We start from the raw sequence: 12639 nt of genomic DNA, 5'->3' as shown, positions 1-12639 counted from the left end.
AACCTCAGGCTCTGGCACAGTTTTGCAGCTTGAAGACCGTATCAAGCACCAGAGCGGCAGGGTCAAGGTTCACCGCCCGGCCATGCCGCGCCCGTTCGCCGATCTCGACCGCGAGGCTGGCCCAGGCGCGGGCCTGGTGCGGCCCGGGCGACAGGCGGGCCAGCATCTCGGCCTCGCCTCTCGCGGCTTCGGGCGGCGCGGCGCCGGTGGCGCCGGTGCGGGCCAGCCGGGCCAGCATCAGGTCGGTCAGGCCGAACAGCAGGTCGAGCTTCTCCTCGGCCCCCCGCATCGCGGCGGCCTGCGCCAGCGCGTTGGCCTTCGGACGGTCGAGCCGCGGCAGGCTCGCCGCCAATCCGACCAGTTCTTCATAAAGTTTTAACCCGTCGAGGTTCAGCAACCGCACCGCCTCCCCCACCGACCCGCCGGACAACTCGGCAATCGCCTCTGTCGCCTCGCCCGGCTCCACCCCGGCCTGCCGCAGAGCGGCGGCCATGTCTTCCGTCGACAGCGGCACCAGCCGCAGGTCCCGGCAGCGCGACCGGATCGTGGGCAGAAGCCGTGCCGGCTGGTGGCTGATCAACAGAAGCGTCGTCCGCGCCGGCGGCTCTTCCAGCATCTTCAGCAGGGCATTGGCGGCCTGCGTGTTCATCTCGTCGGCACTGTCGATGATCACCACGCGCCGCCCGCCCTCGGCCGCCGACATGTGCAGGAACCTGTTCAGATCACGCACGTTTTCCGCGACGATCATGTCGCGCAGCCGGCCCGTCTTCTCGTTGACCCGGCGGGTGATGTGGTAGAGCCCCGGGTCGGACCCGGCCAGCAGACGGCGCGCGACAGGGTGATCCTCGGGGATGTCCAGCGTCTCCGGAAGGGGCGGCGCCTCGCCGAACAGCCCGCCATCGTCGGCCTCTGGCGTGGCCAGCAGGAACCTCGCGATCTTCCACGCCAGCGTGGCCTTGCCCACCCCGCGCGGGCCCGTCAGCAGCCAGCCATGGTGCATCCGGCCCGAGTTGAAGGCGGTCAGGAAGGCCTCCTCCGCGGGCTTTTGCCCATAAAGTTCAGGCGTCTCCCGCGGGTGCGGGGCGCCAGCGATCTGGTCAGGTCTGGCAGTAGGATCGTCGCTCATCTGAGGCGCGAGGTTACGACGCCCAGGATATCCTGCGCAACCTGTTCCGGCGCGCGGGCCCCGTCAATGACAGTGATCCGGTCGGGAAAGTCGCGGGCCAGCGACAGGAACCCCTCGCGCATACGTGCCTGCAGATCGGTGCCGAAGCTCTCGAACCGCTCCTCGCTCCCCTTGCGCGACAGCGCCCGGTCCAGCCCCGCCTGCGGATCGAGATCGATCAACAGCGTCAGGTCCGGTTCGCGCTTGATCATCAGGTCATGAAGCTGGTCGACCATCGCCCGCCCCTCGGCACTGCGCAGGCCCTGGTACATGCGGGTGCTGTCGGCGAACCGGTCGCAGATCACCACCTCGCCGCGCTCCAGCGCCGGTGCGATCACCCTCTCGAGATGGTCCCGCCTTGCGGCGGTGAACAGAAGGATCTCCGTCTCGGCCGACCACCGGTCCGGATCGCCCTCCAGCAGAAGCTTGCGAATCTCCTCGGCCCCGGGGCTACCCCCCGGCTCGCGGGTCAGGCGCACCTCGTGCCCCTGCCCGCGCAACGCCTCGGCCAGCAGCCGCGCCTGCGTCGACTTGCCAGACCCGTCTATACCTTCCAGCGTGATGAACCGGGCGCCGGCCCTCAAAGCTGGCCCTCGGGGCCCTGCCTCAGCCGCTTGATCAGCAACCCCGAAACCGTCTTCAGCCGAACGAGAAACCCGCCCGACGGCACGTCATTGGCGGCATAGAGCGGCACGCTCTTCTCCGGCAGCCCCTCGGGCGCGAAGACCAACTGGGCCAGCTCGTCGCCCTTGGCCACCGGCGCGCGCACCGGGCCGGTGTAAACCACCTGCGCCTGCACCTCCTCGTCGGACAGCACCGGCAGCAGGGCCGAGACATCCTCGCCCGGGACCAGCCCGACCTGGTCGGCCTGCCCCATCCAGACATCGGCGGCGGCCACCTGCGTGTCGGCCTTGACCACCGATTTCTGCACGAACTGGCGGAAGGCCCATGTCAGCAGCGCCTCGGCCTCCTCGGCCCTCTGGGCGGCGGTCTGCAGGCCCGAGACCACCACGATCACCCGGCGGTCACCCTGCTCGGCCGAGCCGACAAGGCCGTAACCCGCCCGTTCCGTATGGCCGGTCTTGAGCCCGTCCGCCCCGATCCCAAGGCGCAGCAGCGGGTTGCGGTTCTGGGTGTTCTGCGGCGCCCGCCCGTCGAAGGAATACTCGGTCTCGGCGAACATCGGGTAGAATTCCGGGAAGTCGGCGATGATGCGGCGGGCCAGCAGCGCAAGGTCGCGCACGCTCATCAGGTGGCCCGCAGCGGGCCAGCCGTTGGAATTCTGGAAGGTCGAGTTGGTCATGCCCATCTTCTGCGCGCGCTGGGTCATGTAGCGGGCAAAGCCTGCCTCCGTGCCGTTGGGGCTCAGCGCCTCGGCAATCACGGCGCAGGCGTCATTCCCCGACAGCACGATGATCCCGCGCAGCAGGTCCTCGACGGTCACCCGGTCGGTCGTGTCGAGGAACATGGTCGAGCCGCCATAGCTCATCGCGTGCTCAGACACCGGCAGCTTCTCGTCCAGCGACAGCCGCCCGTCGCGGATTGCCTCGAACGCCACGTAGAGCGTCATCAGCTTCGACATCGAGGCCGGCGGCAGCGGCGTGTCGGCATTCTTTTCCAGAAGCACGGTGCCTGTCGTCATGTCGAGCACGAAGGCGGCCTTGGCATTGGTGTCGAAGGCACGGGCCGGCAGCGCCAGCAGGAGGATCAGCACGATATGCGCCAGGAGGGGAAGAAGACGGGGCATAGGGATCAGCTTCAGTTGGTTACGGGATAGGCGTCGTCGAACCCGACGCCCTTGACCTTGCGCAGCAACGCGTTGCGCTCGGTGGTGTTGGCGGCGGGGCCGACGATGACCCGCCAGAAGGTCTTGCCCTTGGCACTCTGTTTCTTGACCGTCGGCACCATGCCGTTCTGGCGCATGGCCTCGGCGGTGTTCTGGGCATTCTCTTCGACCGAGAAGATGCCGATCTGAAGATAGGGCTTCTCGAGCGACGAGCTCTGCGCCGGCTTGGGCGCGGGCTCCGGCGCGGGCGGCGTCGCGGCGACCTGCTCCGTCGCGGCGGCGGCGGTATCGACCGGGTCGAGCGCGCTTTCTTCCACGGCCTCGGGGGCGGTCAGGTCGGCCGGCGCGGCGGCCACGTCTTCCGCCTCGGGCTGCGCCTCGCGCCGCAGCGCGGTCACGTTGAGCTGTGCCGGCGCGCCTGCCAGCATGCCCAGCGCCGAGGCCGCATCGGACGAGACCTGGATCGACGGACCTGGATTGCTGCGCTCTCGCCGGAACAGCGCCCCGATCACGAACTTGGAATTCTTGGTGTTGCGGATGATCACCCGCTCGGGCTCCTTCACGTCCGGATGCGCCACCCAGACGCCACCCAGCGAGGGGCGCCCGTCCCACAGGCCGCTGTCGGTGACCTGGAAGACCTCCGGCGCCTCGACGTCGCGTTCGACCAGCTTGGTGGTCGAGGTGTCCTGCATGTCGGCAACCTCTTCATCGCCCGCCTTGGGCTTGAGAAACCCGAAGGCCCCGCCCTCGGTGCCCTCGCCGCAGCCGCCAAGGGCCAGCCCGCCCGCAAGCGCGATCGCCGTACCCGCCCTCAACAAACTGCGCCCTGAATTGTGATACGCCATCCCACGTTCCTTGCCTGTCGCGGCGCGTTGCCCTGCGCCCTCCCGGTTGACCCGGATTTTTCCGCTGTTGCCCCACGCGCAAGCCCGCCACGCGGACCCCGCTGCGTGCAGTCTAGCGCCAGTTAAGGCACAAGAAAAGTGCGCCGCTTGCCCCTTGGCGAAATTCCCCGTGATTTGCCACCTTTCAGAATCGCGTGCGCCCCCTTAAGGAGATGCGGACCCGGAGGAGTGGCAGAGTGGTCGATTGCACCGGTCTTGAAAACCGGCGTACGTGAAAGCGTACCGTGGGTTCGAATCCCACCTCCTCCGCCACCCAGACCAGTCTCATTTCCCGTGTGCATTTTCCCTGCGAATTCCCGCGTGTTTTCCCGGTCTTGCAGACGGCATCTAGAAACAGAGACGCACCGTTTCCCTGATCTCCCGCGCAACATCGGGCCGCGTCTCAGTTGGCCAAATGGCGCGCTTCGGTTTTGCTGAGATTTCCCTGGTCGCAGGGAATTTTGCAGGGAAATTTCTCAAATTTCTTCGAACAACGAGAAAAGTCCCGAGGAACGTTTCCTGATATCAGGCAGTTACGAGGATTTCCCTGGCTGTCCGAGCAGGGAATTTGCAGGGAATGGTCAAGGCTTGTTATCTGGAGTTCTTTGAAGGTCAACCAAGGAGGAGGACGCCGGCCTTCCTCTCAAATATTCTTGGCGCAGACACGTCGAGGAACTTGGCAGCTCGAAGATCACCGTTCTGCCAATTCGACAGATCTTGGCAGGCCACCAATGCGCGCCTATGACCGGTTTCCGTGTCCGACGCTTGCCACTGGCTAGCGTCTTGTCCATGTCAGCGCATGCACCCGTGTCGCACATCGGCATCGGCCTGAAGCGAGCCGACCGAGACAAAGGCCCAAACCTTTCCGCCCATCTTCAATCAACCTTCGAACCGCATCACGCCCACGGCAATGGCGCTCTGTTCGCGCGCCAAGTCCAGTCCAAACTGCGGGGATTTTGCTAAGGACCTTCAGGCCGTTTGTCTACTATGTTCAATAAGTTACGCAATTATTAGCTATTGACATCTTTAGGCGATCTTGCGATTGAAAAGATACAAAATTCGAAGCTCGAATACAGCAAGCTTCCGACTTCATCGCTCTCAACGCGATGGTCGAAGCATGCCGTCTAGGGCGCTTCTCTCCATCGCAGAAATTAACATTGCGTACGGAGAGACCATGTCAGTTCACATCAAACAAGCGAAGCCGACCCACGGCAAGAATGATCCCTTCCCGCCAGTGGAAATTGTTTGGGTCGAGATAGGGAAAATCAAAGACGCTCCGCGCCGAGTTCGGAAGGCTCTCGAAAAACAAGAGAAGGCTGTCAAGCAGTCCATCGCGCGCTTCGGCAACCGCATTCCGATTCTGATCGATGGCAAGTACCACGTCATCGACGGGCACGCGCGGCTGGCGGCAGCGCGCCTGCTCGGGGCTGAACAAGTGCCCTGCATTATCGTAGATGATCTCTCCGACGAAGAAGTCCGTCGTCTTAGATTGTCCCTGAACAAGCTTCAGGAAACCGGTGCGTGGGACGACGACGCGCTACACATCGAGATAAATGAACTTATTGAGATCGACGGTGATTTCGAGCTCCCTGGCTTCGAGCTTCCCGAGATCGAAGCGATCAAATTCGGCGGAGATGACGTCGGCGAGGATGACCCGGCCGATAACCTCGATGACGTCGCGGCGCATGGTGAACCCATCGTCAGCCAACTGGGCGACGTGTGGATTTTGGGCGACCACCGGATCGTTTGCGGATCATCGCGCGACAGCAACAGCATTGCCAAATGCCTCAACGGTGATGTGGCGGACGCGGTCTTCACCGACCCTCCTTACAACGTGAAAGTCAACGGCCACGTGCGCGGCAAGAAAGGCGGCTTCAAGGAATTCGCGGAAGGCTCGGGTGAGATGTCCCGGGACGAGTTCCTAGCCCTGCTTGTCGATGCGCTGGGGTCGGCCGTCGCCTACATCAAACCGGGCGCTGTTGTCTTCTCCTGCATGGATTGGCGGCATCACGTTGAAATGGACGAGGCGCTCGAAAAGCTCGGCCTCGACATCCTCAACATCTGCGTCTGGGCCAAGAGCAATGGCGGGATGGGCAGCCTTTACCGCAGCCGCCACGAGTTCGTTTTTGTCGCCAGAAAACCCGGGGCAGCACATATGAACAATGTCCAACTGGGGCAGTTTGGCCGGAACCGCACCAATGTCTGGGAATACGCCGGGGCAACAGGTGGCGCCAAGGACCCGGATGATGCTTGGGCGGCGCATCCAACGGTCAAACCTGTCCGGCTGGTGATGGATGCGCTTCTTGATGTCACGGCACCGGACCACTTGGTGCTGGATCCATTTCTGGGATCGGGCACAACGCTCATGGCCGCCGAGCGCACGGGGCGGCGCTGCGTGGGTGTCGAGATCGAGCCGGCTTATGTCGATCTGTCGATCCGCCGCTGGCAGAAGCTGACTGGGCGCGACGCGATCCATGCCGAGAGCGGCCATTCTTTCAACGAAATCGCAAGTGGCACGTCGGGCGAGACCTCTGAGGCTCCTGGCGTCCCCGACAAGGAGACCTTCTGATGGCGAAGAACCCAAAGGGGGTACCCGACTACGAAGTCGGCTACGGCAAGCCCCCGAAACATACCCAGTTCCAGAAGGGCCAGTCCGGCAACCCGTCGGGCAAGAGTAAGAAGGAGACCAGCATCAAGGCCAAGCTGATGCAGATTGCGAGTGAGGACATCACCGTCCAGAAAAACGGGAAATCACAGGCCATGACGCACCTCGACGCCATGGTGTTTACGGTATTTGCAAAGGCTCTCAAAGGGGACCTTCCGGCCATCAAATTTATTTCCGATTATATCGGAGTCGATGTCTCGGAGACCAGTCATCCCCAACAGCTTCAGCTGACGTCAGCTGATCTCGAAGCGATGAGTGCGCATGCAGACTGGTTGAAACTTCTGGAGGACGCCCAGAGCGAACATGACCTCGAACACCCGACGGAGGACGACGATGACGTCACTGATACCCCCAGCTGAGGCCGCCCGGCTTCTCTACCGCGACAATCTCATGAGCTACGTCATCCGTGCCTTTCGCGAGCTGCGCGGCGACGTGCCATTGGACGTCGCACTCTACATGCGGGCCATCTGCCATTTGCTGGAACGCATCGAGCGCGGGGAGGTCAAGCGCGCCATGATCCTCATGCCACCGCGCCACCTCAAATCCACAATAGCCAATGTGGCCTTCACTGCCTGGTTGATGGGGCGCCATCCCGGAGCGCGGATCTTGTCCCTGAGTTATGGAAGCGATCTCGCCGAAGGGTTCAGTCGGGACGTGCGCAGATTGATCGAGGCGCCGTGGCATCGAGCTGTGTTTCCCGAACTTTTGCTCGATCCGCGTCGTGCATCGGCTTCGGAACTCCGGACGACAGCAGGGGGGTACCGAATGGCCCGCTCGATGGGCGGGGCAATAACCGGCTTCGGAGGCGACTTCGCAATCATCGATGACCCGATGAAAGCCGAGGACGCCCAATCGGAAACTCAACGCGACGCTGTTTACAAGCGGTATAGCGAGACCACAGTAAGCCGCCTTGATAAGCCAATACATGGCGCCATCCTTCTGATCATGCAGCGGCTCCATGAGGATGATCTGGCCGGACGTCTCTTGCCCTCAGGCGACTGGGAAATCCTCGAGCTGCCTGCCATTGAGACAAGAGTCCGGGAGGTCCCGCTTCCCGGAGGGGCGACCTGGACACGCTGCCCTGATGACATCCTGGCACCGACGCATATGGACCGAGGGACACTCGACCGGGTGCGACGGGAAGTCGGGTCCAAGACCTTCGAGGCACAGTATCAGCAATCCCCCACCCCGGCCGGCGGCTCGATCATTCGGCCCGAGTGGTTCGGGACCATCCCTGCAAACCTGCGCCGGAAAGACTACGAGGCCATCGTGCAGAGCTGGGATACCGCCTCGGTGCCGGGCGAATCCAATGACTACTCGGTCTGCACCACCTGGGGGCTCAAGGGCAATTACATCGACTTGCTCGATGTGCATCGCGGTCAGCACATCTACCCGGAGCTTCGTCAAATGGCGTTCAAGCTCCGGCAGACATGGGCGCCGCATTTGATCGTGGTTGAGACCCAGGATGTCGGGCGCAGCCTATGCGATGATCTGATGCGACAGAACCATCGTGGCGTCCGGGGCTTCTCTCCGCGGCATGACAAGGTGCAGCGGATGTCTGCACAAACTGTAAAACTGGAACGTAAGGAGGGACGACTACCGCACGACGCACTTTGGAAAGAGGGTTTTCTGTCTGAGGTCGCGTCCTTCCCAAACGGCAAATATGATGACCAGGTGGACACCATGTCCCAGCTGCTCTACGCCCTCGATCGCCAACCTGCGGAGCTGCGGCACTGTTCACGCTTCAAGGGGTGACGGCAAGGACATCGTCGGCGATTAGAAAAAGTGATCAACGCTTGCCCAAGCGGCGTCAAAGAGCAAACCCCAGCGCACGCTCCTGAGCGTGCCAGTCGAGGGGCAGCGCCCTACGCACCAGCCGTTCGAGCGTCAGGTCAGCCGGCTGGGTTCCCTGCAGGAACGCGGTTTGGATCGAGGGCGCGAGAAAGGCCAGTTGCGCCCGAGTTCGGATATACGCCTCAGTGACCTGTTCGCGTCGTGCGATCTGCGAAATCGGCATGCCGCCGTGAAGATCCGCCGCCCATTTATGTGCCTTGGCCAAGCCCCGCAGAAGCGTGCGATCCGGCACTGGCTGAATGTCCCCGACCACGAGCCGGTTCTCTACGCCGCGACGCCGTACCGTAAACGGGGCATCGATGGAGACCGCCCGCTCTGCGAGCTTGTCCGGCGCAATCTCCAAAGCCGCCGCAAGCGCCTCGCGATCGAGCGTCACGGAAACCCTCTCGTGCCCGAGCTGTCCCTTTTTGACAAGCTGCGCCAATAGCTGCGACTCCCCGTTCCGCAGGCGCTCAGTCAATCTCGTCACCATGCGACCGGTGGCATCGGCCGTCCCCAGGTTCGGCGTGCCGAACAAGGCATGGCGCGTGGACAGGTGATCGAGGTGATCCGCAACGAGGACGGCGACCCCGATTTCAAAGCGCCTCGCTGACAAGCGCCAACCGCTTGGATCCTTTGTCCCAGTGAGTATGCGGTTCGAGACATAGTAGCGGACGCGCATCTGACCTTTGCTCGTATGACTCGGCGTCAAGCGATCGCCAGTCTGGTCACGGAACTTTCCCATCAGCGGAGCGGAACCGGTCGGGCCGACCTGCGCCGTAGCTTTCGACCTCGGCCGTGCGCTCGCCGCCTGCAGCTTGACCTTCACGCGGTCCCAAAGGTCAGCATCGATGATGGCAGCATGTTGACCGTCGAACACCTTGTCCTTGTGGCGGATGCGGCCCGTATAGATCGGGTTGCAGAGAATGTGATGGATCTGGCCGCGTGAGAGTGGCCCGCCACCCTGCACCCGGCCCGTCGAGAAGACATGCCGCTTGGAGCGCAGGCCGCGGTGCTCGGCTTCCTGCTCGACAGCCCGAAGGCAGCAGAGCTCGTCGTAGAGAGCATAGAGGGTCTCGACGGTCTCACGCTCCGCCTCGTTGATGACGAGGCTGCGGGTGTTGGGGTCGGGATGTGCGTCATAGCCCAGCGGCGGGACACCCCCCATCCAGAGACCCCGCTTCTTCGAGGCCGCGATCTTGTCACGGATGCGCTCGGCGGTGACCTCACGCTCGAACTGCGCAAAGCTCAAGAGCATGTTGAGTGTCAGTCGGCCCATCGAAGAGGAGGTGTTGAAGGCCTGCGTGACAGACACGAACGAACAGCCTGCCGCCTCGAACCGGTCCACCAGCTTGGCAAAGTCCGAAAGGGAGCGCGTGAGCCGGTCGATCTTGTAGACCACCACCATGTCGATGCGGCCGTTATCGATGTCGGCCATGAGGCGTTGTAGCCCTGGGCGCTCCAACGTGCCACCCGACGCGCCGCCATCGTCATAGCGGGCGGGCAGTAGGGTCCAGCCTTCGCCACGCTGGCTGGTCACATAGGCCGCGCAGGCCTCGTGCTGGGCGTCGAGGGAGTTGAAACCCTGCTCCAGCCCGTCTTCTGTCGACTTGCGGGTATAGATCGCGCACCGGATTTTGCGGCTCACCGCCCTGCCCCGCCATGCAAGCCGAAGAAACGCGGCCCCGACCAGTGCGCGCCGGTGATCTCTCGCGCGATGGCCGAGAGCGAGCGCCAGGTCTGATCGCGCCACCGGAACCCCTGTTCCGTGACATCAACGACATGGGTGATACCGTTCCACTCGCGCAAGAGCCGCCCGCCAGGCTGCAGGCCATCACTGCGCTTCGGCGCGTCCTCCCCCGCCGCGCGCTCCAGTTTGGCCGAAAAACCTTTGGGCAGCCCGCCCATGGCGCGGGCCTGCACCTCGAAGGCGAGCACCCGTCGCAGGAAGGGCCGGCTCAGGCTCTTTGGCGGCGGTACGTCGAAGAGATCTTGCCAGAGCGCTAAGAGCTGCTGGCGGTCCATCATTTCTATCTCGTCGATTTGAGGCATCATGTGGCGCCGCCTGTGGCCGTGACCCGATAGATCGACTTGCCTGCGTCGTCCCTGGTGCGGTCGATAACGTGTCCCGCCTTGCGCAGGCCGCTGAGCGCCGCCCGCACGGTGTGCGGCTGCCAGCCCGTCGCATTGCAGAGATCGTCAAGGCTGGCGCCGCCCTCGACTTCCAGCATCTCGCGCATGAGCGTGGCCTTGGTCTTCCTCGGCGTCTTCGGTTTGGAGGCTTGCCGTTTGTGTGCCGCGCTCCTGGTCTTATTGCCTGCCAGCTTTGCCTTCGTCTTCGTCATGTTGGTCTCCCGTGTTGCGGGCCAGCCGAATGCCGGCCCTGTCACCGAGAGCAGCCCGAAACTCTGTCGGGCGCATGGACAGCAACGCTCGAAACGGCGCGACAGTCCAGTACGTTTCGGAGAAAACGCGTCAATGTTTTGCAAGTTGAGCAAAACATCCCTCGTGATGGCGTCAGATGACAAAGACGAGATATAACCAGAATTCTACCCAGCTCAAAATCAGATGGGTTCTTTACCACTACTCAGCGATTGGACTACGCATAGGTCGCGAGCCTTTACAGGCTGCCACTGTCAATAAACTCGGATGCATATCGAAAGGGCACCATGACGCCGGAAGAAAAAATCAAAGCACTTGAGGATCAAGTGATCGAGGTGCAACACGCGGCAGTGGCAATGGTCATGGGAATGGCAGAGGCCGTCACAAACGGCCCGAATGCACGCGAAGACCTGGCTCGTGGTTTTGACCAAGCGGCCGCCCAGAGTGAAGGCGAGGCACGTCGGCTGGCAGAACTGGTCGCCACGGCACTGAGACACCACGACGGCACACGAAACGGGTGATCTGCAGGATACAGGACCGAGCGTTCGATACCGGCTTCCTCCAGCCCTGGACTTCGCGGAAACATATCCCCGCGTGGAGGCCGCCGTTGGTTTCCTCGTTGACTGGTCAGCCCACGCACGCGCGGCTCGCGTTGTGATGGCTCGGGCCGACGAATTGGACGGTAATTCCTATCACACTCTCTCGACTACCGCCGATGCGATTGAGGCGGAGCACCCGCTCTCGGCAACGTTGATGCGGCGCGCAATGATTGAAGACAGCCTCGATGGCGCGAAATCCAAACGCTATCGTCACGCGGCGCGGCATCTTGAAGAATGCCAGTCATGCGATGCCGCCATTGAAGACCATGGAGACGCCCCAACCCACGCGGAATTCGTCACGGCACTCAAAGAGAAACACCCGCGCAAACATGGGTTCTGGCGCCTGACTAACCAGTAGCGGCGGTCAAAGAGTGGCACCCGTCTTGCTCACTTGAACAAAGGATGGTCATTCAGTGTAAACCATTGGACCATAGAGCGGATAATCGAGCCTTGTTTACCGTCGTTTGCGATTTGTGTGCCGATCTGACATCCGGACCGACGGTTCGATACTGCTCCCCACCGTAACGAAAGTTCGAGATCACCATTTCGAAGGCAAGAACAAGTGGTCCCACGGAAAACACGCATGTGACATGCGCACCCCTATACTGAACCTGTAGAACCGATTAAGAGCCTCGGGTCACGACACAATGATAGCCCGAGTATGCCGCAGCACATGGTGAACGCCAAGGCCTCGACGCGACGCGAAGCAAAACTCCACAGTGCTTACCTGAAACGATCGGGCATCGTATGTCAGTGGCTGACAAGGCTTCGATATCCGGTGCGCTGATCCTCTATGACTTTGCCGTCGTTTGGAAGGCTGCCCTTGGCGACGATCTCGATCCGGCCCTTCAGCTTGAGCGTATCGGCCAGCGCGTTGGCATAGGATTCGGGCTCTCCGCCATCGGCCTCGATCTGCACGGTCATCACGTCCATCTCGCCCTCGCGGCTGGCGATCACCCGGGCGCGGGAAATCTCGTCATGGCGCGACACCAGCGCCGCCACCTGCTCGGGGCGCACGAACATGCCCTTGATCTTGGTCGTCTGGTCGGCCCGGCCCATCCAGCCCTTGATGCGAATATTCGTGCGGCCACAGGGGCTTGCGCCCTCCATCACCGCCGACAGGTCACCGGTGGCAAACCGGATCAGCGGATAGTCCGGGTTCAGCGTGGTCACCACCACCTCGCCCACCTCGCCGGGGGCGACGGGCGTGCCGGTGCCCGGCCTCACGATCTCCACGATCACACCCTCGTCGACGATCATCCCGTCGGCCGCCTCGCTTTCATAGGCGATATTGCCCAGGTCGGCGGTGGCATAACATTGCAGAC

At 62.7% G+C, this 12639-nt stretch carries 12 protein-coding genes, 1 tRNA gene and 1 pseudogene; 6 read left to right on the top strand and 8 right to left on the bottom strand.

Going from position 1 to position 12639, the window contains the following annotated elements; genetic code table 11:
- Window positions 1–4 precede the first annotated feature (4 nt).
- From QUV18_RS10275 to QUV18_RS10260, 4 genes are read right to left on the bottom strand one after another with little or no spacing between them, the layout of a single operon-like run.
- A complete protein-coding gene (locus tag QUV18_RS10275; protein ID WP_300893820.1) occupies window positions 5–1126 on the bottom strand; it encodes a DNA polymerase III subunit delta' in 1122 nt (373 codons plus the stop codon).
- Window positions 1123–1749 carry a dTMP kinase gene (gene tmk / locus QUV18_RS10270; protein ID WP_300893819.1) on the bottom strand — a complete coding sequence of 209 codons (627 nt, stop codon included), beginning with the start codon at window positions 1747–1749 and terminating at the stop codon, window positions 1123–1125. The genes QUV18_RS10275 and tmk overlap by 4 nt, the downstream gene beginning before the upstream one ends.
- Window positions 1746–2912: a D-alanyl-D-alanine carboxypeptidase family protein gene (locus tag QUV18_RS10265; RefSeq protein WP_300893818.1), complete on the bottom strand. Its 1167-nt coding sequence runs from the start codon at window positions 2910–2912 to the stop codon at window positions 1746–1748. Before QUV18_RS10265 ends, tmk begins: the two co-directional genes overlap by 4 nt.
- A gap of 11 nt (window positions 2913–2923) precedes the next feature.
- Window positions 2924–3796, bottom strand: a complete 873-nt coding sequence (locus QUV18_RS10260) for an SPOR domain-containing protein (protein ID WP_300893816.1) — start codon at window positions 3794–3796, stop codon at window positions 2924–2926.
- A 222-nt stretch (window positions 3797–4018) separates the two neighbouring features.
- Between QUV18_RS10260 and QUV18_RS10255 the strand changes: the two genes are divergently transcribed.
- The 4 genes from QUV18_RS10255 (at window position 4019) to terL (ending at window position 8255) form a co-directional block, all read left to right on the top strand.
- A tRNA-Ser gene (locus QUV18_RS10255) sits at window positions 4019–4108 on the top strand.
- 901 nt (window positions 4109–5009) lie between these two features.
- Window positions 5010–6404 (top strand): DNA methyltransferase, encoded by a 1395-nt coding sequence (locus QUV18_RS10250; RefSeq protein ID WP_300893815.1) that lies wholly within the window; start codon window positions 5010–5012, stop codon window positions 6402–6404.
- Complete coding sequence (locus QUV18_RS10245) at window positions 6404–6859, top strand: DUF5681 domain-containing protein (protein ID WP_300893814.1); 456 nt, start codon at window positions 6404–6406, stop codon at window positions 6857–6859. The genes QUV18_RS10250 and QUV18_RS10245 overlap by 1 nt, the downstream gene beginning before the upstream one ends.
- Window positions 6860–6890: 31 nt before the next feature.
- Window positions 6891–8255: a phage terminase large subunit gene (gene terL / locus QUV18_RS10240; protein ID WP_300893813.1), complete on the top strand. Its 1365-nt coding sequence runs from the start codon at window positions 6891–6893 to the stop codon at window positions 8253–8255.
- A gap of 55 nt (window positions 8256–8310) precedes the next feature.
- On the opposite strand, the gene QUV18_RS10235 is transcribed toward terL, so the two are convergent.
- The 3 genes from QUV18_RS10235 to QUV18_RS10225 are packed head-to-tail and all read right to left on the bottom strand — an operon-like array spanning window position 8311 to window position 10678.
- Entirely contained in the window at window positions 8311–9981 is a 1671-nt protein-coding gene (locus QUV18_RS10235) for a recombinase family protein (protein ID WP_300893812.1), read from the bottom strand.
- Window positions 9978–10358, bottom strand: a complete 381-nt coding sequence (locus QUV18_RS10230) for a DUF2924 domain-containing protein (protein WP_300893811.1) — start codon at window positions 10356–10358, stop codon at window positions 9978–9980. The genes QUV18_RS10235 and QUV18_RS10230 overlap by 4 nt, the downstream gene beginning before the upstream one ends.
- 26 nt (window positions 10359–10384) lie before the next feature.
- The gene (locus tag QUV18_RS10225) at window positions 10385–10678 is read right to left on the bottom strand and encodes a DUF3489 domain-containing protein (RefSeq protein ID WP_300893810.1); all 294 of its coding nucleotides are present in this window, start codon (window positions 10676–10678) and stop codon (window positions 10385–10387) included.
- 324 nt (window positions 10679–11002) lie between these two features.
- On the opposite strand from QUV18_RS10225, the gene QUV18_RS10220 reads away from it, so the two are divergent.
- Complete coding sequence (locus QUV18_RS10220; protein WP_300893809.1) at window positions 11003–11236, top strand: hypothetical protein; 234 nt, start codon at window positions 11003–11005, stop codon at window positions 11234–11236.
- A 1-nt stretch (window position 11237) separates the two neighbouring features.
- Entirely contained in the window at window positions 11238–11672 is a 435-nt protein-coding gene (locus tag QUV18_RS10215) for a DUF6880 family protein (protein WP_366914644.1), read from the top strand.
- A 392-nt stretch (window positions 11673–12064) separates the two neighbouring features.
- Here QUV18_RS10215 and QUV18_RS10210 read toward each other — a convergent pair.
- Window positions 12065–12639 (bottom strand): annotated as a pseudogene (locus QUV18_RS10210) (phenylacetate--CoA ligase family protein); the annotation flags it as partial.

The sequence above is a fragment of the Roseovarius sp. genome, assembly GCF_030373445.1.
Taxonomy (GTDB): domain Bacteria; phylum Pseudomonadota; class Alphaproteobacteria; order Rhodobacterales; family Rhodobacteraceae; genus Roseovarius.
Note: the sequence above shows the minus strand (reverse complement) of the source record. Positions and strands in the feature narration are given on the sequence as shown.

What these genes read in the sequence shown, in the direction of transcription:
- QUV18_RS10230 (WP_300893811.1), bottom strand. Translation starts at nt 10,358, where the DNA reads ATGGACCGCCAGCAGCTCTTAGCGCTCTGGCAAGATCTCTTCGACGTA.
- QUV18_RS10260 (WP_300893816.1), bottom strand. Translation starts at nt 3,796, where the DNA reads ATGGCGTATCACAATTCAGGGCGCAGTTTGTTGAGGGCGGGTACGGCG.
- QUV18_RS10250 (WP_300893815.1), top strand. Translation starts at nt 5,010, where the DNA reads ATGTCAGTTCACATCAAACAAGCGAAGCCGACCCACGGCAAGAATGAT.
- QUV18_RS10265 (WP_300893818.1), bottom strand. Translation starts at nt 2,912, where the DNA reads ATGCCCCGTCTTCTTCCCCTCCTGGCGCATATCGTGCTGATCCTCCTG.
- terL (WP_300893813.1), top strand. Translation starts at nt 6,891, where the DNA reads ATGAGCTACGTCATCCGTGCCTTTCGCGAGCTGCGCGGCGACGTGCCA.
- QUV18_RS10245 (WP_300893814.1), top strand. Translation starts at nt 6,404, where the DNA reads ATGGCGAAGAACCCAAAGGGGGTACCCGACTACGAAGTCGGCTACGGC.
- QUV18_RS10275 (WP_300893820.1), bottom strand. Translation starts at nt 1,126, where the DNA reads ATGAGCGACGATCCTACTGCCAGACCTGACCAGATCGCTGGCGCCCCG.
- QUV18_RS10220 (WP_300893809.1), top strand. Translation starts at nt 11,003, where the DNA reads ATGACGCCGGAAGAAAAAATCAAAGCACTTGAGGATCAAGTGATCGAG.
- QUV18_RS10225 (WP_300893810.1), bottom strand. Translation starts at nt 10,678, where the DNA reads ATGACGAAGACGAAGGCAAAGCTGGCAGGCAATAAGACCAGGAGCGCG.